At 65.2% G+C, this 20,748-nt stretch carries 19 protein-coding genes; 14 read left to right on the forward strand and 5 right to left on the reverse strand.

The genetic code is table 11. From position 1 onward, the window contains the following. Positions 1-43: 43 nt before the first annotated feature. The 4 genes from GNK13_RS01935 (at position 44) to GNK13_RS01950 (ending at position 2,836) form a co-directional block, all read left to right on the forward strand. The gene (locus GNK13_RS01935) at positions 44-391 is read left to right on the forward strand and encodes a hypothetical protein (protein WP_164100752.1); all 348 of its coding nucleotides are present in this window, start codon (positions 44-46) and stop codon (positions 389-391) included. Positions 392-435: 44 nt separating this feature from the next. Then, on the forward strand, positions 436-1,182 hold the full coding sequence (locus GNK13_RS01940; protein WP_164100753.1) for a phage holin family protein: 747 nt from the start codon (positions 436-438) through the stop codon (positions 1,180-1,182). Positions 1,183-1,358: 176 nt separating this feature from the next. Next, positions 1,359-1,589, forward strand: a complete 231-nt coding sequence (locus GNK13_RS01945) for a hypothetical protein (protein WP_164100754.1) — start codon at positions 1,359-1,361, stop codon at positions 1,587-1,589. 11 nt (positions 1,590-1,600) lie between these two features. Further along, positions 1,601-2,836 carry an AI-2E family transporter gene (locus GNK13_RS01950; RefSeq protein ID WP_164100755.1) on the forward strand — a complete coding sequence of 412 codons (1,236 nt, stop codon included), beginning with the start codon at positions 1,601-1,603 and terminating at the stop codon, positions 2,834-2,836. A 27-nt stretch (positions 2,837-2,863) separates the two neighbouring features. Here GNK13_RS01950 and GNK13_RS01955 read toward each other — a convergent pair whose 3' ends face one another. After that, a complete protein-coding gene (locus GNK13_RS01955; RefSeq protein WP_164100756.1) occupies positions 2,864-3,928 on the reverse strand; it encodes a beta-ketoacyl-ACP synthase III in 1,065 nt (354 codons plus the stop codon). 286 nt (positions 3,929-4,214) lie between these two features. Between GNK13_RS01955 and GNK13_RS01960 the strand changes: the two genes are divergently transcribed. Next, a complete protein-coding gene (locus GNK13_RS01960; protein ID WP_164100757.1) occupies positions 4,215-4,688 on the forward strand; it encodes a hypothetical protein in 474 nt (157 codons plus the stop codon). Positions 4,689-4,879: 191 nt separating this feature from the next. Next, the gene (locus tag GNK13_RS01965) at positions 4,880-5,983 is read left to right on the forward strand and encodes a S26 family signal peptidase (RefSeq protein ID WP_203328879.1); all 1,104 of its coding nucleotides are present in this window, start codon (positions 4,880-4,882) and stop codon (positions 5,981-5,983) included. Here the strand turns inward: GNK13_RS01965 and GNK13_RS01970 are convergent. Together GNK13_RS01970 and GNK13_RS01975 are read right to left on the reverse strand one after the other, a co-directional pair. Then, positions 5,946-6,272, reverse strand: a complete 327-nt coding sequence (locus GNK13_RS01970) for a hypothetical protein (RefSeq protein ID WP_164100759.1) — start codon at positions 6,270-6,272, stop codon at positions 5,946-5,948. The two genes, GNK13_RS01965 and GNK13_RS01970, sit on opposite strands and share 38 nt — an antisense overlap. A 536-nt stretch (positions 6,273-6,808) precedes the next feature. Then, entirely contained in the window at positions 6,809-7,645 is an 837-nt protein-coding gene (locus tag GNK13_RS01975) for an EcsC family protein (protein WP_164100760.1), read from the reverse strand. Positions 7,646-7,812: 167 nt separating this feature from the next. Here GNK13_RS01975 and GNK13_RS01980 point away from each other — a divergent pair, with 167 nt between their 5' ends. The 4 genes from GNK13_RS01980 (at position 7,813) to GNK13_RS01995 (ending at position 11,041) form a co-directional block, all read left to right on the forward strand. Then, positions 7,813-8,211 (forward strand): hypothetical protein, encoded by a 399-nt coding sequence (locus tag GNK13_RS01980; RefSeq protein ID WP_164100761.1) that lies wholly within the window; start codon positions 7,813-7,815, stop codon positions 8,209-8,211. A 204-nt stretch (positions 8,212-8,415) separates the two neighbouring features. Continuing rightward, positions 8,416-9,231 carry a CAP domain-containing protein gene (locus GNK13_RS01985; protein ID WP_164100762.1) on the forward strand — a complete coding sequence of 272 codons (816 nt, stop codon included), beginning with the start codon at positions 8,416-8,418 and terminating at the stop codon, positions 9,229-9,231. 424 nt (positions 9,232-9,655) lie between these two features. Continuing rightward, positions 9,656-10,552 (forward strand): DUF1559 domain-containing protein, encoded by an 897-nt coding sequence (locus tag GNK13_RS01990; RefSeq protein WP_235934720.1) that lies wholly within the window; start codon positions 9,656-9,658, stop codon positions 10,550-10,552. 42 nt (positions 10,553-10,594) lie between these two features. Beyond that, a complete protein-coding gene (locus tag GNK13_RS01995; protein WP_164100764.1) occupies positions 10,595-11,041 on the forward strand; it encodes a hypothetical protein in 447 nt (148 codons plus the stop codon). 306 nt (positions 11,042-11,347) lie between these two features. Here the strand turns inward: GNK13_RS01995 and GNK13_RS02000 are convergent, their stop codons facing one another. Next, positions 11,348-12,829 carry a Gfo/Idh/MocA family protein gene (locus GNK13_RS02000; protein WP_164100765.1) on the reverse strand — a complete coding sequence of 494 codons (1,482 nt, stop codon included), beginning with the start codon at positions 12,827-12,829 and terminating at the stop codon, positions 11,348-11,350. Positions 12,830-13,334: 505 nt separating this feature from the next. Between GNK13_RS02000 and GNK13_RS02005 the strand changes: the two genes are divergently transcribed. The 4 genes from GNK13_RS02005 to GNK13_RS02020 all read left to right on the forward strand — a co-directional run bounded on the left by GNK13_RS02005 (position 13,335) and on the right by GNK13_RS02020 (position 19,697). Then, positions 13,335-13,928 carry a DJ-1/PfpI family protein gene (locus GNK13_RS02005; RefSeq protein ID WP_164100766.1) on the forward strand — a complete coding sequence of 198 codons (594 nt, stop codon included), beginning with the start codon at positions 13,335-13,337 and terminating at the stop codon, positions 13,926-13,928. 162 nt (positions 13,929-14,090) lie between these two features. Further along, a complete protein-coding gene (gene aroE / locus GNK13_RS02010; RefSeq protein WP_164100767.1) occupies positions 14,091-15,641 on the forward strand; it encodes a shikimate dehydrogenase in 1,551 nt (516 codons plus the stop codon). Then, positions 15,638-16,063, forward strand: a complete 426-nt coding sequence (locus GNK13_RS02015) for a GNAT family N-acetyltransferase (RefSeq protein ID WP_164100768.1) — start codon at positions 15,638-15,640, stop codon at positions 16,061-16,063. The genes aroE and GNK13_RS02015 overlap by 4 nt, the downstream gene beginning before the upstream one ends. A 37-nt stretch (positions 16,064-16,100) precedes the next feature. Beyond that, positions 16,101-19,697 (forward strand): ABC transporter permease, encoded by a 3,597-nt coding sequence (locus tag GNK13_RS02020; RefSeq protein ID WP_164100769.1) that lies wholly within the window; start codon positions 16,101-16,103, stop codon positions 19,695-19,697. Positions 19,698-20,010: 313 nt separating this feature from the next. On the opposite strand, the gene GNK13_RS02025 is transcribed toward GNK13_RS02020, so the two are convergent. Continuing rightward, the gene (locus GNK13_RS02025; protein WP_164100770.1) at positions 20,011-20,484 is read right to left on the reverse strand and encodes a thiol-disulfide oxidoreductase DCC family protein; all 474 of its coding nucleotides are present in this window, start codon (positions 20,482-20,484) and stop codon (positions 20,011-20,013) included. Positions 20,485-20,748 lie beyond the last annotated feature (264 nt).

The following is a 20,748-nucleotide window of genomic DNA, read 5'->3' on the forward strand; positions in this document are numbered from 1 at the left end:
ATGACCCTCTGACCCACAATTTTCCTCCCCTCGAGCTGCTCCCATGATTGCCCCCGAGTCGAAACACCGCGATGGCCAAGCCGCCAAGTCGCTGCCTCCGCAGTCGGGCTTTCCTCCGCAAGCCTGCGGCGGGGCGGGTCCTGGCGGGTCGAGCTATGCCGCGATGGGGCCCACTGCAATGGGGCGCGACCCGTTGGGGCACGAGACGTGGGGCGGCGAGACGCGGGGTGGTGGGGGGTTCGCCGCCTCGGTGCCGCCGCAGCTCTCCGTCGCCGTTTCGGCCGCGCGGTCAGCAATCGGCGGAGCGGGCGGACGCCTGCCGCTGCCAGTCCTCGTCGCCACTGCCGCGGTGCTCGGCATCACCGCCGGCTGGCTCATCAAACGGCGGTAAAGATTTCGGCCCTCCACTCGGATGCTCGTGACGGACCTGAACCGATGAATGCTGACAGACCCTCCGCAATCCGTCGCGTCCTTTCCGACGTGGTCGACCTTGCCCTGCTGCAACTCCAGCTACTGGCGGTCGATGGTCGCGAAGCGGGGCGACGCGGAATCGGCGCGGCCTTGTACCTCGGATTGGCCGCGGCGCTCCTGATTTCAACCGCCACGGTCGGACTCTTTGGCTTCGGCTGGGTGCTGCACGCCGGGGCCGGTTGGCCGCTCGGGTGGAGCCTGCTGGCGGTCGCGGGGCTCGCCTTGCTGCTGGTCCTGGGAATCCTCGGCCTGGCCTATGTTTCGCTCAAAAGGGCCGCTTCGGCGATGCACGAAGTCGGTGCGGAGTTTGCCGAGAATGTCGAGTGGCTGCGGGCGGTCGTCGCCTCTCCTGCCCCACAGCACGGAGCGGGTCCGGTCGGAGCGGGTCCGGCGGGAGCGGGCTCCTGGGAGTCTGTCGCTGCAGGATATGGAGGCCCGGGTTATGGAGCTGCGGGATTCGGCCCGAGCGGCAGCCCCGGCTCCGCGGGGGCGGGTCCCTACGCAGCGGGCCCCTACGCAGCGGGCCCCTACGGGCCGGAAGCGCATGGGCCTGGACCCTACGGCCCGGCCGCCCCGGGATCGCCCCCACCCAGTGCAGCAGCCCCACCCAGTGCAGCGGCCCCGCCCAGTGCAGCGGCCGGGGAATCGTCCGGTTGGGGCGGGGAGCCGACCACCAACAAACCGTCCGCCACCGCCCACGCTCGTTTTTGAATCGCGTTCGGATTTGCTAATTCCAAAAGGAAGAAAAGATGGCAGAGAATGGTGCGTCCAAGTCGGAACAAGTTGCGGGTTCCTCAGCCAGCCCCTCCAGTCCCAGTTACGGGGCCAGTCCCAGTCACGGGGCCAATTCCAGTCACGGGGCCAGTTCCAGTCACGGGGAAAGTCGAGTGGAGGGGGAGGACCGCAGTCACGCGGCGGTCGAGGCGGCGCGAGCCGGTGTCAGCCGGGCTGCCCATTCGGCGGCGGACATGAGCCGCGAGGGAGCTCGCTACTATGTTCAAGAGCCGGCCCAAGACCTGTTCGGCCTGCTCCGCGATTATGCCCGTGAAAAACCCGACGTCGCCGCCGTGTGGTGCTTTGGGTTGGGACTGATCGTGGGGTGGAAACTGAAACCGTAGACGAGAAATCGATGGCGGAGGGTCAACAGCCGGGGCGAGGGAAGGCCGGTGCGCAGGCGGATGTGCAGGCCGGTATGCAGGCGGAGTTTGTGCAGGCCGCCGCGGGGCGCGGCCTACAGATCCCGATCTGGGTCATCGCCGCCCTGGTGGTTTGCCACGCCCTGTACTTTGCGCGCACGCTAGTCGCACCGGTCGTCGTCTCGCTGCTGCTGTACTTGACGCTCCGCCCGCTGGTGGTGCGGATGCAGCGGTACGGCCTTCCGCATCTCGGTTCGGCGCTGATCCTGCTGGTCGCCTTCATCGGCCTCCTGATCGTCGGCGTGGCCACCGTCATCACTCCGGCTCGCGGCTGGCTGAACGACCTGCCGGTGCACCTTGAGACCTTGGAGGCGAAGGCCGAGGGCATTCGCAATCCGTTCGAAGCGATCGAGGATGCTTCGGAAAAAGTCGAGGACATCGCCACTGACGCGGAAGAACGAGCCGAGAAGCCCGTCGAGGTTCAGATCCAGCAACCGCAGTGGACCGATCAGTGGTATCTGGTCAACGGGACCTCGGCCGTCGTGGGCTTCATCGTGCTCACCGTCGTGCTCGCTTTTTTCCTGCTCGCGACCGGCGACGCGCTGATCAACAATCTGCTGCACGTGCTCCCTTCGTTCAGCGAGCGGAGGCGAGTGGTCGAGCTGATCCTCGAGTTGCAGGGAGGAATCAGCAGCTATCTGGGGCAAGTCACGCTGATCAATGTCGGCTTGGGGGTGGCCGTCGCGATTGCGATGGCGCTGCTGGGAATGCCCAGCCCGTTGCTGTGGGGCACGATGGCGACGCTGCTGAACTTTATTCCCTTTCTCGGCGCGCTGATCGGGGCCGCCGTCATCTTCCTGGCCGCCGCGATCACGTTCGAGCCGCTTTCCTGGGCGTTCATGACCACCGCGGTCTACCTCACGCTGACGACGATCGAAGGCAACTTCATCACCCCTTCGTTGCTCGGCAAGACGCTGCAGCTAAGCCCCGTCATGGTCCTGCTCTCGCTCGCCTTCTGGGGCTGGATGTGGGGCTTGGTGGGGATCTTTGTCGCCGTCCCGCTGCTGATCGTCGCCCGGCTCGGGTTCGAGCACTTCGCCAAGACGCGGTCGCTGGCCGTGCTGCTCGGAGCCAAAGACCCCGCCGCGGAGGAGACGGAGGAGACGGAAGCCGCCGAAGCCGCCGAAGAGGAAGTGGAGAGGTCCGACGCGGTCCCCCACGCGGGATAGAGGGACCAAACACTCAGTACTCAGTACTCAGTACCTCAGGACGGCGGTTCCCCACGCCAAACCGGCTCCGAAACCGCACAGCAGCACGTGGTCGCCACGCTTGAGTTTGCCGGCGGCGAGCGCTTCGTCGAGTGCCAGCGGGATACTTGCGGCGCTCGTGTTGCCGTACCGCTCGAGGTTCACGAAGACTCGCTCGGGATCGACCCCCAAGTCGGCGACCGCCGAATCGATGATTCGCTGGTTGGCTTGGTGGAGAATGATCAGGTCGAGATCGGCCGGGGTCAGATTCGCCGCTGCCAAGACGTCGAGCGTGCTGTCGGCGACGACGCGGACGGCCCACTTGAAGACGCCCCGTCCGTCCATGCGGAGATACTGGAGCCCCTCGGTGAGGCCCTGCGACGAAAGAATCTGCCGCGATCCGCCGCTCGGGATACAGAGCATCTCGCCGCCGCAGCCTTCGCTGCCGAGGGTGTAGGCGAGCAGACCCGATGCGGGCTCGTCGTTGCTGTCGGCCGAGAGGAGTGCGGCACCAGCGGCGTCGCCGAACAGCGGATAGGTCTTCTTGTCGTCCGGATCGATGATCCGGCTCATCAAATCGGCTCCCACGACCAGAGCATGTTTGGCCGCACCGGTGGCGACGAACTGCGCGGCCGATACCAAACCGAACATAAAACCCGCACAGGCGGCGTTGAGATCCATCGCTGGGGCGACCGCCCCCAAACGCCGCTGCAGGTGGCAGGCGGTCGACGGAGTGGGATGGTCGGGGGTGATCGTGGCGACCAGAATCAGGTCGACTTGCTCAACGCCCACTCCCGCTGACCGCAGGCACCGCGTCGCCGCCTCGAAGGCCAAGTCGCTCGTCGCCTGGGACTCGCTCGCTTTGCGACGCTCGAGAATCCCGGTCCGCCGTTTGATCCAGTCGCTGTCGCACCCGAGGGCGGCAAGATCTTCGTTGGTAACGATCTGGTCCGGGACGTACGCTCCGGTGGAGACAATGCGGATCCCGGGAGTGCAACCCAACCGACTGCGGCCGGAGATACCGACGGCGGTCGACGGAGCGTGGAGAGGATTCGCGCTCGAGACTCGCGACATGAAACGACTGCAAAACGTACGCGGAACGGGACAAGGGGTGACGTCAAGCCGGAGTATAGCGACGGAGGCCTGGGAGGGGCAGGCGAACTTTGCCGCGGGTCGTGACGGAGGCCGCCACGCCCCCTCGGCCGGAAGTGGCAGCGTCCCTGCTCGAACCGCTCCGCTTTCCGCTTGCCCGGGCCGAGCGGCGAGTTACACTCCAAGGCGTGGTAGGTTTGGGACCGCTTTTCGCGTCACGCACCGGACGCACAACCGCACCGGACGCACACCCGCAACGGACGCACACGTGGAAATTCAAGGCGGCCACCATGCCGGCGAGCTTCGCCGCCAAGCGGGGATCGAGGAAGACGCGCTTCCTCCAACCCCGGCCCGCATCGAGCGGGTCGCGCCGCTCCGGGGCGGAGCCGTGCTGCGGTGGGAGAGCGACGGCGAGGATGTTTTCGTGCTCGGCTCCCACGGCGGGCCGGTCGCGGCTCCCAAGGCAGTCGAGCCGCTCGCCGACCTCGCCGCGCTGAAGGAGCGAGTGCCGACCGAGAGCCCGGTCGGCTACCGCGGCTGCGATCGGGCGTATCATTACTTCTGTGTGCCTGCCGGAAATGGCTATCGCCTCCCGCGACGGGCTTGGGCGGTGACGACAATGCCGGTCACCCTGGGATTCTGCATCCCCCTCGTGTTTGCCGGAGAGCGGCTGGTGATTCCGTCTCGGGAGTGGTCGAGCCGCCTGGATCTTCCCTCGCTGCAATGGATCTTGGACCCCTGAACTGGCCCCGACGCCTTCCCGGCCTCAGACCCCTCCCCAGCCTCAAACCCCTCGTTTGGTCCACTCGCCTCCATGGGCCCAGGTTCCGCAAGGGGTGGCTGCTGCCCCTCCTCGCCCTCTCCGCCCTGCTGGCTTGGCGAGCGTCTCGGGTCGAAGGCTTGCTCCGTCCGATCCGCGTGGCCGGTCCATCAATGAGTCCCACGCTGTGGGGTCCGCACCGCTTGGCGAACTGCGAAGCGTGCGGGTGGGAGTATCGCATCCACTGGCCAGCCAGCGGAACGCTCCGGTGCTTCAAATGCGGACGGCTCGGCCTCGGCGTTTCCGAAACCACTCAAGCCGGCGATCGCGTGTGGATCGACCGTGGAGCGTATCTCCTCTCCCCACCCCGCCGGGGAGATTTGGTCGCTATCGAGATGCCGTCCGGCGGACTGCAAGTCAAACGCGTAGTGGGACTCCCGGGCGAGGTCGTGAAGATCTGCCCGGACGGAAAGGTGCTCGTCGACGACCAGCCACTGCGGCTCTCGCCGACCGAATCGTGGGAGCGATCGATCGTCGTCGATGACGACCACAACCCCGGCACCGAAGCGTCTCGCTGGCGTCTTTCCGCTGGCGAAGATTGGCTGACGTATCACCACCGCGATGTCTATAACCCCGCAGGCTCCTCCGACGCGGGACCGAGGATTCGTGATGACGATCCGGCCAACGCGAGCCTCAGTCGGCAGACGCACCCGGTTGAGGATCTGCAGTTGGCGGTGCACGTGGTCGCCGCCGCGCCCTGCACCCTGGAGGTCGCCTTCGCGACGAACGATTCTCCACGCGTCGCTGCGATCGAGCTGGAGCAGGGGGCGCAAACGGTGCGGCTGGCAAAACTCGGAGCGACGCTCTGGCTGCTGCCGCCCGAGGCCCCGTCGCGGCTACTTTCCGACCACGGTGCCGCGGCGCAAGCACCGCTGGCCGCCACCGAGCGACCGCCAGTCGACCTCGCCCGCCCCGTCGCCTTGCGGCTCCGGGGGGCGCGTCGGCCCCAACGACTTGGGCCCGAGCAACTTGGGCCCACGCGACTCTGGCTTGGGCGCTCGGTGCGGTTCGACCCGCCGCGAGCCTTTGCGGCGGTCTGGCGGCAAGGCGTTCGCGTGGCGGCTGGCCGCTACCTCGTCCTCGGCGACAACCCGCCTGCTTCACTCGACAGCCGCTCGGCTCCGGAGGGAGTGGCCGAGGAGCGGATCCTCGGCCGCGTCCACCGCTGGCCCGATTCGACTAGCGACTCAAGGGGGCGTAGAACGGCCCCACGTTGAAGGGAGTGGGAGCAACGGTTCGCCGCGAAGTGGCCGGCCCGGCCGCCCGGGCATGCTGGCGGCGAACCGCGTTTCCGTAGAAGTGCAGTGGACGATTCGGACGCTGTTCGATCGGCAGCGACTGCAAGTGCTCGCGATACTCGCCCCGCGCGATGATCACCGGAACCCAGCGGGGCTCCGCGGCAGCAGCCGACGTGGCGGGAAGCAGGGAACCGGCGGCGAGCAGCGCCAGTGCGGAGCAGGTACCGAAAGTGCGGCGGAGCAGGGTGCGGGTGCGAGAGATCTTCATGGGTTTCAAGGTGTGGTGTCCGAGGGGAACGATGAGAACTCTCTACGTCACCGCGAAGTAGAAGCAAGCCTCCCGCCCCAAAATGCGGAATCGGCCCTCAGCGACGAAGAGATTACAGCCGCCAGAGCCCTCTGCACAATCTGTTCCAAACTTCCCAAACTGCCTATCCCTCCAAATTCCGGTCCCGCTTCCCCGGAAGGTGGAATCCCGCTGCCCAATCAGCCGCCACGCGGTAGCCCTACCAATTGCGAATCCCTTGAGCCGTAGGCGCTAGGCTCTGTCAGAAAACCCGGCGATTTCACTCTTTTGAGCCGTAGGCGCTAGCCTCGGGCCTCGCAGCCCCGGGACTTCCGCTGCAGCACCCGCGGCTAGCGCCGTCGGCTCAGGGTTTTCTGATAGAGCCTCGCCTCGAGCCCAATGCGGTCTGCGTCACCGAGAAGCGTGACGCTGTAGCGGCGTCCAGTCGCAAGTTCGGACCTTTCGTCAGCGCAACGGAACCCGCGGCTAGCGCCGTCGGCTCAATAGTCATCGCCCCGCTAGAGGTTGCGGTAGATCCGGCGGACGAGCTCCGTGCCGTGCTCCCGCTCGAGGGCCCGCATCGTGAAGTGGGCGCGGGCGATGTCTTGGTAGTGATCGATGAAGAAGGTGTTGAGCAGCGCACCGCCCGCCGCTCCGATGATCGGCACGGCTTGAGCGGCGACCTTTTCGCTGACGACCACTCCAAAGCGTTTGGCGATCACCGCGATGAACCGGACCAGCGGCGGCGCAGTCGGCTCGGTCAATCCTTTGCGGGCGAGATGCTTGGCCGCATCCGAGACATGCTTGGCCAACCCGGCCCGAACCGCCAAGTAGCCGATCTCGGTCCCTTCATCTTCGCCGCTCCCCTCTTCGCTGGTTTTGCGTCCTCCTCCGAGAGCGAACACCTCCAGGCAGGCCAAACGGACTTCGAGCTCGCTCAGCTCCTCGCCGTGGCTGCGGGCGATATCGGCCACGCTCCGCAGGATCAGGACGGTCGACAGCGGCAGTTCGATCGCCAGGGCGGGGAGCCCAAACGCACCGCCCGCCGCTCCGCTGACTCCAGCCATCAACTTGTGCGACCACAGCCGGGGCCCCGCGTCGGTCTTGTCGCCCAGCGTCGAGACGGCAAGATCGAGCGCCTTGGTCAGGGCTTTCATCGTGGCCGCGTTGATCGACTCGCTGGCTGCCGTCGGAAGCATTTGCAGTCCCCGCTCCACCGGCATCCCCACCAGCTCGGTCAGCCGTGCCGCCAGCCCAGGATGCTCGAGCACCTCGTGGGCCTCCTTGATCGCTTCAAGGTGCTCGGGCGGAAGCGGAATGTCGGACAGGGACCCATCGTGGCGGGAGTCGTTCATGGGAAGTGGAAGTCAGACGGGATGGATGGAAAGCGAAGAGGGCTCGGCATACTAATGGTTGTACCGGTTGCGGCAAAACGAATCTGCACAATCGAGGCCAATCCGCCTGCCGCCCCCCTCCGGCGGCACCTTGGTTCCAACGGCTTCTGCCGAAGCGAAGCACCCCGATGCACTCCCCACACGACCCCAATCTTGACGACCCGAAGCTGGGCGACGCGAATCTTGATGAGAACGTCCTCCAGTCGCTTCGCAATGCACTCGTCCCTCCCGAAGCCGACGCGGCCGAGGCGAGCCGTCGCACCCGGGAGTTGGCCGATCGCCTGGCCGCTTCGCTGAGCCAGCTTCCAGCGCACGTGGAGTTCGCCGGGCGGCCGGCAACGGAACTCGAATGCGCCGCGATGCTCGAGTCGTTGCCGCTGTTCGAGCAGTTGGCCGAAGCGGCCGGCCTCCGCCAGCGGTATACGGGATTGGTCGCCCGCTGTCGGCTGCACTACACCGCCTATCGTGAATACCGCTCTCGCGACGATCGGCCGGAAACCTACGTGGAGTTCTTTGCCGAGCCGTAGCGCCCCCGCTGCGCACTGGCCGAGAACTTGACGATTCCAATCTTTTGAGCCGTAGGCGCTAGCCTCGGGCAAGGCAGCCCCGGGATATCCGCTGCAGCACCCGCGGCTAGCGCCGTCGGCTCACCGAACCCTAGGCATACGATTCGCTCCGCTAGGGGGGCAAGTAGATTGACTGCTTGATCTTCGCTTCCGGAGGTATCTGCAATGGTTTTTTCTTCCCTGAGCCGTGGTCCGCTTCTCACGTTCCTTCTGCTCGTCGGCTGTTTCTCGCCGGCGGTCGCTCAGAGCGTGGAGACTCTGCCCGACACCGATGCGCAGCAACTTTCTGATCCCGACGAGCCAGCGGCCGAGAGATTCGAGCTTGCCGCGACTCGGGAAGAGATCGTGCGGCGCACCAACGAGTTTCGTGAGCAACAGCAGCGGTCGCCCGTCGAAGTCGATCAGGACCTGCAGCAGGCGGCGAAGGATTTCGCCGAGTACATGGCCGAGACGATGAAGTATGGGCACCATGCCGACGGGCGGACTCCGGCCGAGCGGGCGGTCGCAGCGGGATACGAGTACTGCATCGTGCTCGAAAACATCGCCTACCGGCAGCAGACTCGTGGGTTGGCTTCGGTGGATCTGGCGAGCCACTTTTTCGAGGGCTGGCGGGAGTCTCCCGAACACCGCAAGAACATGCTCGACCCGGCCGTGACGCAGACCGGCGTCGGGTTGGCGGTCGGCGAGAAAGGGACGACGGTCTTTGCAGTGCAGATGTTTGGTCGTCCCGAGTCGGCGCGGATCCAGATCGACGTCACCAACGCGGCGGACGAGCCGGTCCAATTGGTGGTCCAAGGGGAGTCGAAAAGCCGCGAGTTTCAGCTTCCGCCGCGGGCGACGTTGACGCTCGAGCGGTGCCGGCCGACCCAAATCCAGATCGGCGGTGGCGAGCAACCCCGAGCTGAGCAGCAGGTGAGCGAGAGCTCCAAGTGGGTGGTCCGCTCCGAGGACGAGCAGTTCACGCTCCGCCGAAGCGACTGACAGCGAGTCGCAAACCGCTCGCGAAAGAATCGTTTAACGGCAAGCCGAAGGCGACTGTGTTTTAAAAAGCAGTCGCCTTCGGCTTGCCGTTAAACGAGCTGCGTTAAACCCGCGCCGCACCCGAAGGTTTCGCCGAGTCGCGGGAAAATCCGCAGCGGCTTGACTTTTTTCTAACGCGTGGTAGCACACGCAACGGGGCGTTAACATCCCTTAATGGTCAATTTTCGGCCATGCACGGCACTTTATGGAAGAGAGGATCTGACACCACCTGAACGAACCAGCGCGGTCGTTCACTTTTTGAAAATTGCGTGAATTCCGACTATGGAAAGGATGTACACAGCAGCAAAGGCGAACACGTCTGTGGTGTTTCGTTCACGCTGTGACGCATTTTCTATCTTTTCTTCTCACTTCTGGAGCAATGAGTATGCGGCGGCGCGGTGCTTTTACTTTGGTGGAACTGCTGGTGGTGATCGCAATCATCGGCGTTCTGGTCGGACTGTTACTTCCAGCGGTTCAGGCAGCTCGCGAGGCGGCGAGACGGATGTCTTGCAGCAACAATCTCAAGCAGATCGGCCTGGCGATGCACAATTATCACGATACGCACAATGTTTTCCCCACCGGGGCTGCCGGCTGCTGCTACGGCACTTGGCCGGTGCTGCTGATGCCCTACTTTGAGCAAGGGAATGTTGCCGATCTGTATGTCAGCTGGGGCGATACCTCCTCGACCGGCGTGCGGTACAGCGGCTCGCCGAACGTCGAAAACGTCACCGGCCGTCGCTACGACATGCTGACCTGTCCGAGCGACCAAGAGAACAGCCCGATTGGCGAGATCACCAGCCACAACTATGCGGTCAACTACGGCAACACGAGCAAAACGCAGGTCTCGAACCTGAACGGCGTGATCTTTGGCGGAGCTCCCTTCTCGGCCGATCCTTCCAAAGAGTTTGGTTTTCACAGCGTCACCGATGGTACTAGCAACACGCTGATGGTCGCCGAAGTCCGCCAAGGGCAGGGGAGCGATTTGCGGGGTTTCCTGTGGTGGGGTGACGCGTCGGGTTTTGAGTCCTATCTCGGTCCCAACAGCCCGCTGCCGGACCGGATCTACTCGTCCGGCTACTGCAAGCCGGTCAAGGGAATGCCCTGCGACGTCAGCTCGAGCACCAACCCGACAATGTTCGCCTCGCGGAGCCAGCATCCCGGCGGCGTCAACGTGGCGCTCTGCGACGGCTCGGTGCGTCTGTTCGGCGAGACGATCGACTTGGAGACCTGGCGCGGTCTGAGCACTTCGCGTGGTGGAGAAGTCCTCGAGTTGAATCAGTAATCCGCCATCCTCTATTCTCACTTGCACAGGTTTTCACGGAACATGCTTGACTGTTTGACGAGTCGTGGTTTGGTTGGCGGAATGGCGCTGGCTCTGGCAGCGATCCTCTCCACCGGTTGCGGCGGTGACACTTCGGGCCGGCTGCCGTTGGCGGGCCAGGTGACGCTCGATGGCCAGCCGTTGGATCGGGGGACGATCGAGTTCCATCCCGAAGCGGGAGCGGCGGGCATGACCGGCGGAGTGATCACCGACGGTCGCTTTGAGATTCCGGCCGAGCAGGGCGTGATGCCGGGCACTTACACCGTTCGGGTCTATTCGGCTGCGACCGACGGCACGACCGAAGCCGCTCCCGCCGCTCCGGGTCCCGAAGCGGCCCAGGAACAATTGGCCGCCGAGCGGATTCCGAGCCGCTACAACGTCGACTCCGAACTGGAGACCACGATCAGCGACGCCAACTCCGAGCAGCTCGAGTTCGCTCTGGAGTCGTAGTCGACAGCGATCCAAGTGAGGCTGGACTGCCACGCAGTTCAGCCCCCTATGGCCAAAGCTCGAGGCGGGAATCCCATCTCGGGCTTTTTTTGCGCCAGTACCTTTCGCGTATCTGCCGAGCCGTACGCGCTAATCGCTGTCAGAGAACCTCTCTTCCCGATCACCCTCCCCCCGGGAGGGTGAGGCGCCGACGTTCAACGGCTCAAGCGTTTGGCGCTCGCCGTCTACGAAAAACGCCCGCGGCGGGAATCCCGTCGCGGGCGTTTTTTTGTTCGGAGCAAAGGCTCGCGAAAAACCGGCGGCTGCTTACGACTTGGCCGGATCTTTGCCGTCGACCCAGGGGCCGGCCAGCTTCATGTAATCGGGCTCTTCGAGCGTGCTGCCGTGATCGCCAGCGGTCCAGCCGGGGATGTGGTTCGGCTTGCCGCGAGCTTCGGAGCGCTCTTCCCACTTCTTCGCCCAACCGGGATCAGTCGTGCTGATCTTGCCCGTTTCGGCGTCGAAGAAGAACACCACTCCTTCGCGGTAGCTGCGGGCGCCGAGGTTGACCACCGCCATCGCGGCGGCGCCGAGTTCCGGATCGTTGTTGCACAGATTCGGATCGCCCGCCTCGATCGCATCGATCCAGTTGGCGAAGTGGGCGTAGGTCGTATCGGCCACCCGCTCGGTCGCGATCCGCTCGGGTTCGACGTCGCGGAGACGCGTCACCTGGGGCCGCTCAGGGATGAAGTCAAAGCCGTCGAACTGCTCGCCGTTGCCAAAGGTGAAGGTCCCAAAGTGCCCCCGGATCAACTGATTGATCCGCGATTCTTGGTTGCACATCGTGGCCGTGACGAAACCTTGGACGCCTTCGTTGAAGTCGGCGGCCACGGTCGCCACGTCCGGCACATCGCGGCCGTCGTATTCCAGGTACAGGCCGCCGGCACCGACGACGCGAGCCGGGAAGCGAAGCCCGGTCGCTTTGAGCATCGACGTGGTGCGGTGGACGAACAGGTCGGTGTACATGCCCGAGCCGTAGGGCCAGAAGCGACGCCACTGCTTGTAGACTTCGCGGTCAAACGGCACCGACTCGGCCAGCCCTTCCTCGCTCCCCAACCACCGCTTCCAATCGATCGTCTTGGGCGTCATCGACGGCTCGAGGGCGTAGTACCGCCACTGGCCTTGGGCCGAGTTGCGGAAGTACTCGGTCTGATAACCGAGCACCTTGCCGAGCTTGCCTTCCTGGAGCAGGGCGCGGACCTGATTCCAGACCGGGAGGCTGGTCGACTGGACGCCGACCTGCATCACGCCCCCCGTCTTCTTCCAAACGTCGACGACTTCGAGCGCCTCGACGACCGATTTGGTCATCGGCTTTTCGCAGTACACGGCCAAACCCGCTTCGAGCGAGTCGATCGTCTGCTTGGCGTGCCAGTGGTCGGGGGTTCCGATCGCCACCGCGTCGAGGTTTTCCTTGGCGATCATGTCGCGGTAGTCGACGTACTTGGCGACCGGCGTGCCGGTCTCCTTCTCGATGTAATCGGCAACCTTGTCGCGCTGCACTTCATAGACTTCAGCGACGGCGACCAAATCGATCTTGCGGCCGTCCTTGCGGAGCTCGACCAGCTTCTTGACGTGGGCGCCGAAACCGCGACCCCCAGGGCCGATGAAGCCGATTCGAATCCGGCTGTTGCCGTCGGCGGCCGAGGCCGGAGCCGGGGCGGAGATGCTGCCCAAAGCAGCCGCACCGGCTGCCAGAGTCGAACTCGTCTTCAGAAAAGAGCGGCGATCGCTTTGCGCGGGCTTCTTCATAAAAATGGAACTCAGCAAGAGTAAGGGGGACGCAGTTATCCGTCCGTGCATTACCGTAAACTCACCATCTTACCAAACAGCTCCAATCGGCCAAACACGAGAATTGGCGATCCAATCCCACTGAAAGAGGGGCAGGGGGGGGCCACGGAAAGACACGGGCCACGGAAAGACAGGGGCCACGGAAAGACACGGAAGGGCACGGAAGCAAGGGCGGGGAGAGGCAGTGGGCAGAATTCTCTCGTGCTCGTGCTCGTGCTCAGCGGAGCGGTACTCGATCCCCGCGAGGGTGCTTTCCGGGGCTGAGCGGCTTCGAGTACGAGTACGAGTACCGCTTCGCTGAGTACGAGTACGAAAGAAAGAAAGTTTCTGACCGCCTCCCCCCCTTCCGTGCGCTTCCGTGTCTTTCCGTGGCCCGCCTCCCCGATGCCCGACCCCGAAAGACTAGTTTAGGATGGAGACCGCGATCGGTTCCCCGTCTCGGCCCCACCTGCGGTTGAATCCTGCCATGCAAAAAGTACTGATCATCATTGGCGACGCCAGCGAGACTCTCGACACGATGTATCCCTACTACCGGCTCGAGGAAGCCGGGTTTCTCCCGGTGGTCGCGGCCCCGGAGAAACGGCGGTACCAGATGGTGATGCACGAGGTCAAAGCGGGCTGGACGATCACCAAGGAGTGGGAGGGGTATACGATCGAAGCGGCGACCGCTTTCAAAGACGTCGACCCGGAGGATTACGCCGGGATCTTGTTCTCGGGCGGGCGAGCCCCGGAGTACATCCGCTACGACGAGGATTTGGTGCGGATCACCCGGCACTTCTTCGAGGCGGGCAAGCCGATCGCCAGCGTCTGCCACGGGGTTGAGATTCCCGCCTATGCCGACTGCGTCCGCGGGCGGCGGATGGCGACGGTCCCTAAATGTCGCTTCGATTTGGAAGTCTGTGGAGGGATTTTCGTCGACGAACCGTGCGTGATCGACGGCAACTTATTCAGCGGCCGCACCTTCCACGACAACGGCCACTACGTCGGGCCCTGGATCGAGATGCTCATCGAGCGGCGGACGGCGGCCAGCGAACCGCAAGCGGTGGCCGCGAGCCGGTAGCCGGCTAACCTATGCCGTCGGCTTGAGCGGAAGTATCGTAGGAGCGATGCCCGCTCTTCCGGGCAGCCCCTATTTTTCAGCACACTCGACCCCATCGCTATTTCCCAGAAGTCTCTCTTCTTCTGCGGATGAGGTCGCAGGTTACGGAGCAGAACCGGATCCATGATTTGCGTCAGCGTCGGGCGTACCCGGCACAAGTACACGATCGCCGAACATCGATATCTGGCCGAACAGGGAGTCCAGTTGGTCGAGCTGCGGCTGGACTTCATCGGTCGCAGCGTCAACCTCAGCCGCCTGCTCGACGAGCGTCCCTGCCCGGTCGTCGTCACCTGCCGCCGCCGCGAGGACGGAGGCCGCTGGCAGCGCTCTGAAGAAGAGCGGTTGATGCTCCTCCGCGGGGCGATCGCGATGGGGGTGGAGTACGTCGACTTGGAGGGGGACATCGCTGCTTCGATTCCCCGCTACGGCCAAACCAAGCGGATCGTCAGCCACCACGATTTCGTCCAGACGCCCGACAACCTCGAGGAGCTGCACCAGCACTTGGCAGCCCAGGAAGCGGACATCGTCAAGATCGCCACGATGGCCAACACGGTCGACGACGTGCTGCGGATGATGGAGCTGGCTCGCAACGCGAAGCTCCCCACGATCGCGATCTGCATGGGGGACATCGGCACGCCGACGCGGATCCTCGCCGGGCGGCTGGGGGCCCCGTTCACCTACGCGACCTACAGCGCCGATCGCCGCTTGGCTCCGGGACAGCTGAATTGGCGGGAGATGAAGGAGACGTATCGCTACGATTCGATCACGCCCGAGACGCAGTTGTTCGGCGTCGTCGCCGATCCGGTCGCCCACAGCCACAGCCCGGTGATCCACAACGCGGCGCTGGCCCATCAGGAGATCGACGCCCGCTACCTGCCGTTCCGCGTGCCGGCGGAGGATCTGGAGACGTTCATCGAGGCCTGTCCGCAGCTGGGGGTCCGTGGGCTGAGCGTCACGATCCCGCATAAGGAGGCGGCGCTCGATCTGATGACCCGGGCCGAAGCGGCGGCCACCGGCATCGGGGCGATCAACACGATCGTGTTCGATGGCGAGGAGCGGCTGGGCTACAACACCGACTATCGCGCGGCGATGGAATGTTTGCTCGAGGCGATGCGAGCCGCCGAGGGAGACGAGCAGCCGCTGACCGGAAAGTCGGCGCTCGTCCTCGGTGCTGGCGGAGCAGCCCGCGCGGTCGCCTGGGGACTGCGTCAAAAGGGTGCCAAGGTGCTCGTCACCAGCCGCACCGCCGAGCGCGCCCGGCAGTTGGCCAGCGACATCGATGGTACGGCGATTCCCTGGGAGGATCGCCATGGACCACGCGTCGATCTGCTGGTCAACGCGACGCCCGTGGGGATGCACCCGGATCTCGACAGCACCCCGTTCCGCGGCGATCTGCTGAACCCCGACTGCGTCGTCTTCGAGACGATCTACAACCCCGAACGCACGCTCTTGATCAAAGACGCCCGGGCCGCCGGCTGCCAAACGATCACCGGCGTCGAGATGTTCGTCCGCCAAGCCGCTTACCAGTACCGCTTGTTTACCGACCGCCAACCGCCCATCGAATTGATGCGCGAAGTCCTCAAAACGGCCACCAATCCCGTCCGACTCGGCGGTCAAATTAGCCACGCGGAACCGGGCCCGGCGGAATTTGGCCACTCGGGGGCAAGCGAATGAGCTCAGCGGAGATCAGCTTTCGCACGGCCACCGCCGACGATGTGCCCCGACTGCTGGAGATGCTCGAGCCCTTCGTGCGAGCTCGCAAGTTGCTCCGCCGCACCCCGGAAGAAGTCGCCGTGCTGACCCGCCACGGATTCATCGCCGAGGACGAAGGAGAGATCGTCGGCTTCTCCGCGATCGAAATCTACAGTCGCAAGCTGGCCGAGATCCAGTCGCTGGCGGTCGCCGATGGGTACCAGAATCGCGGCATCGGGCGAAAGCTGGTCATGCGGTGCCTCGACCGAGCCCGCGAGCTGGACGTGATGGAAGTCCTGGCGATCAGCGCCAGCGACGACTTCCTGCGGAGCTGCGGGTTCGATTACTCGCTCCCCGATCAGAAGCGCGCGTTATTCTGTCAGCTAAGACAGCGCTCGGACTGAGGACCACGCTGGCCCACTTCGTGAGGGATAGACCCCGATGCAATTGACGGTCGGTCGCCTCGTTTGGCGGAGCGTCTGGTTTCACCGCTGGGTGACGCTGGCGGTCGTCCTCGGCGTGGCTGCGGCTACCGCCGTGGTCAGCGGCGCACTGCTGGTGGGTGATTCGATGCGGGGGAGCCTCCGCGGGCTGACCCTCGAGCGACTCGGCGAGATCGATGCCGCGGTCCTGCCGGGCGGCTTTTTTGATCCCCAGCGGCTCACCGCCGAGCTGCCCGCCTCCGTCGACACCGCGGGCATCATCCTCTTCGGCCGCGCGGCCGTCGAAGCTCCGCGAACAGCTCCCGACGAGACGGGCCCCGAGACCGATTCGCTCCGCCGCGCCGGAAACGTCCAAGCGATCGCCTGCGGGCCGGAGTTCTGGGAATTCGGCACCGCGGGTGTCCGCCCCGATCCGCTGCCGAGCGGCGAGGCGGTCGCACTCAATGCCGCGGCGGCCGAGGAACTGGGAGTGGGAGTCGGTGACTTGGTGACCGTCCGGCTGCCGGCCGAGCAAGCCGTTCCGGCCGACAGCCCGCTCGGTCGACGCGAGAGCGAGAGCGAAGGACTGCCGCGGCTCGAAGTCGTCGCGATCGTCCCCGATGAAGGGCTCGGACGGTTCAGTCTGCAGCCCAGTCAGAGCAAGCCGCTGACCGTCTTCCTGCCGCTCGAGCTGGTCCAAGACGCGCTCGATCGCCCCGGCGCGGCCAACGTGCTGCTGATCGATAGCGGAGCGGACGAAGACCCGGCTGCCGTCGAAATGGTCAGCGAGCAACTCCGCCCGGCGCTGGCCGACTATGGGCTGCGGGTCCAACGGATCCGGCAAACCTTTGGCGGCGATCCTCTCCAAGAAGGCCCTCCCCAAGAGATCTTCGACTACTACAGCCTGACCAGCGATCGCTTGCTCCTTTCGGACACCGTCGTCGATGCGGTCCGCCAATCGCTCGGAGCCGACAACGCCACTCCCGTGCTGACCTACCTGGCCAACGCGATCGAGCCGCTCGACGCAGCGGACGACACACCGCTCGACGCACCGGGCGGGGAAGCTGCCGCCGCCTCGATTCCCTATTCGACGATCACGGCGATCGATTCGAGCGAGTCGCTGCCGCTCGATTTCACGCTCCCCGGCAGCAGCACCGCGTCGAGCGCGGGAGATGCGAGCGGGGAGAGCGCGAGCGGGGAGCCGGTGCCGCTAGTCCTCAACTCGTGGGCTGCCGAGCGTCTTGGGGTCGAGCCCGGGGACCGGCTGCGGATCGCCTACTTTGAGCCCGAGACCGAGGGGGGCCGCGAGCGCGAGCGGACCTTCGCCGCGGTGCTGACTTCGATCGTCCCGATCACCGAACCGGCGACCCCGTATCGGCGGCGGCGGCCAGCCGAATTCGACAACCCGCCGACGCGGTACAACGATCCCGATCTGACTCCCACCGTACCCGGCGTCACCGATCAGGATTCGATCAGCGATTGGGATCTGCCGTTTCGCCTCGAGCGGGAGATCTCGCGGGCCGACGACGATTACTGGAACCAGTACCGACTGACGCCCAAGGCTTTCCTGCCGCTGGCTGTCGGTCGCAAGTACTTTGGCAGCCGGTTCGGCCAGACGACCAGTCTCCGGATCGATCGCTCGGTGGCCGCGAGCGTCGAAGAGCTCGAGCAGCGGATCGCCGAAGCGCTACGAAGCCGGCAAGCGGAACTCGGCTTCGCAGCGATACCGATCAAAGCCCAGCAGCTGGCCGCCTCGCGCGGGACGACGCCGTTCGACGCGTTGTTCCTCTCGCTCAGCCTGTTCGTGATCGTCGCCGCGCTGATGCTCGTCGCGCTCCTGTTTCGCTTGGGGATGGAACAGAGGGCGAGCGAGTATGGAGCGTTGCTGGCCGTCGGGATGCCATCGCGGCGAGTGGCGCGGACGGCGCTCGGCGAAGGAATTTTGATCGCCGTCCCGGGAGCGATCCTGGGAGTGGCGGCCGGAATTGGCTACGCGATGCTGGTCCTGTGGTCGCTCCGCTCCTGGTTCGTCGGCGCGGTGACCGTGCCGTTCCTAAATTTTCACTGGTCGACGCTCAGCCTCGTCGGCGGATTTGCCGCCGGGGTGCTGATGACGATCCTCACCATCCTGCTGACCACTCGCCGGCTGCGGGGGGCTCAAGTCCGGCCGATGCTGATGGGCCGGCTGCCCGAAGGCCGCCGGCGGGGAGCCTCGGGCCGCGTGCTGAACTGGTCCGCCCCCCTCTGTTTTCTCGCCGCCCTTGGGCTCGGCATCGCGGCGACTCAGCTCGGAGGCCCGGCCCGCGGCGGGGCGTTCGTCGGCGGCGGGATGCTGCTGCTCTGCGGCGTGCTGGCCACCGTCTACTCACGATTGAGCCACTGGCAGGTCGGCTCGCGTCGCCGCGAAGTCGGCAGCAATTACACCCTCGGCACGCTGGCTTGGCGAAGCATCGGACGCAATCCGCTCCGCAGCACGCTGAGCATCGGCTTGATGGCGGTGGCTTGCTTTCTGATCGTCTCGATGAGCGTCTTTCAGATGCGACCGACCGCCGCGGGAGTCGGCGGCTTCGATCTGCTCGGCCAAACCGCCGTGCCCCTCTACCGCGATCTCGGCGATCCGGCGGTCCGCGGCGACCTGCTCGGCCGCGACGGCGAAGCGGCGGCCTCGGCGAAAATCTTCGGCCTCCGCTGGCGCCCCGGCCAGGACGCCAGCTGTAACAACTTGTACCAGGCCAGCCAGCCACAAGTCCTCGGCGTTCCCCCCGCGCTCGACCAGTGGTACGCGGGTGCCGCGGCTCCCGTCCCGTTCGAGTGGGCGGCCGCTGGGGGGCAGCCGGGTGCCGCGGCTGCGACCCCCTGGGCGCTGCTCGAGCAGCCGGCCCGCGGAACGGTGGATGATCCGGTGCCGGTGATCCTCGACCAGAACACGGCGCTCTGGAGCCTGCAGATGCGCGGCGGCGTGGGTGAAGTCCGAGGATTTGTCTTTGACGATGGTCGGGAGCGTTACTTCCGCGTCGTCGCCTTGCTCAGCAACTCAGTCCTGCAGGGGAGTCTGCTGGTCGGTGAAGCAAACTTCGAGCGGCTGTTCCCCGAGATCAACGGCTACTCGTTCTTCCTGATCCGAGCGGGCGAAGAAGCGGATCCGGCGCGATTGACCGAGATCCTCGAGAATCGACTCGGCGACGTGGGAATGGACGTCGTCTCGAGCCGCGCGGTGCTGGCCCGCTTACTCGAGGTCCAAAACACCTATTTGCGCACGTTCCAAAGTCTCGGTGCACTGGGCTTGTTGCTGGGGACGTTTGGGTTGGCGGTCGTCCAGCTACGAAACGTGCTGGAACGCAAGAGCGAGCTGTCGCTGTTGCGCGCTGTCGGGTTCTCCCGCGGGCGTCTGGCCTCGAGCGTGATGACCGAGAACGCCGTGCTGCTAGTGGTGGGCATCGGCTGTGGCGTCGGCGCGGCGCTGGCGACGGTGATTCCCTATTTTGTCGCCGGAGGGGAGTGGCCCGCGGTCGTCGAGCCGCTGTGGATGTTGGCGATCGTGCTCGTCGTCGGACTTCTCGCCAGCCTCCTCTCGGTCCGCCGAGTCCTCCGCATGCCCCTGCTGGCCAACCTGTAGGGCCGCCGTTGTCCGTCTCCACGAGACCACCGGCTATCCATCAGCCGCCACGCGCTAGCGTCCGGTTCTCATGGCATTTTCGAGAACCGGGGGCTAGCGCCCGGCGGCTGATAACAAGAATCCGCGAAAGTAGATTGTATTGGGCGCTAGCCCTCGGTTCTCCTGACTCTAAGGGAATCTAAGTGCGCGAGCTTGTGCCCACGGATCGCACGAATATTTGGTTTTCGGGCTCCCCTTTTATCCGCGTTCTCCGTGCTATCTGCGGTCCCTCACCTTTCCGTGCTTTTTCGTGTCCTTCCGTGGCCACCATTCGTCATCTCTTCCCCCCGAAATGCACCTCGCAGGCGTCCCCGTCGCAGTTGGGTTTGTTCCAGCGGTACCGCTGCCGCGCCACCTGCGCGTACAGCCACCTCCAGAGATGCGCCGAGAACGGCACGTGCAGGATCGGCACTAGCGGCCACAGGACCTTCAATCGCCGCGACAAGTAGCGAACCGCGTCGGCTCCTCCGTGGCGGCCCCCAAAACGATCGACGACATACATCTGCTGCATCAGCATCTCGAACGTCAGCTCGGGATAGCGTTGGCGAACCCGCGGGTCGTGGAGCGAAATGAACGTCAGCCGTGGCGGCCCGCCGAACCGCCGGCCTAGCCGATCGAAACCCGCCAGCCGCTCGACTTGAGCCCGACAGAACTGGCACTGCCCGTCATAGATCACCACGTCCGCATCGGGGTGGCTGTCGAGCTCCGGAAGCGAATCGGCGTCGGAACCGCGATCGGTGGCAAGCATCCGGCAAAGTCCATGCAATCGTCAGAAAAACGGCGAGCTGGTACGAAACAGTTATCAGCCGCCACGCGTTTCACCCTTACCCTCCCCCCGGGAGGGTCGGGCTCTCAGGCCCGGGGAGGGACTGCTGAATCCTTCCTCGTTCACGAATCGATGCCGTGCCTCGCCCTCCCCGCTCGTTCCTCGCGACCCTCCCGGGGGGAGGGTGTCGCGCGGGTTTTCTAATAAGGCCTGATCCGGATTATTCATCGACCGGTGACCTGCCCG

This window comes from Candidatus Laterigemmans baculatus (genome assembly GCF_010367455.1).
In the GTDB taxonomy this organism is placed as follows: Bacteria; Planctomycetota; Planctomycetia; order Pirellulales; family Pirellulaceae; genus Laterigemmans; species Laterigemmans baculatus.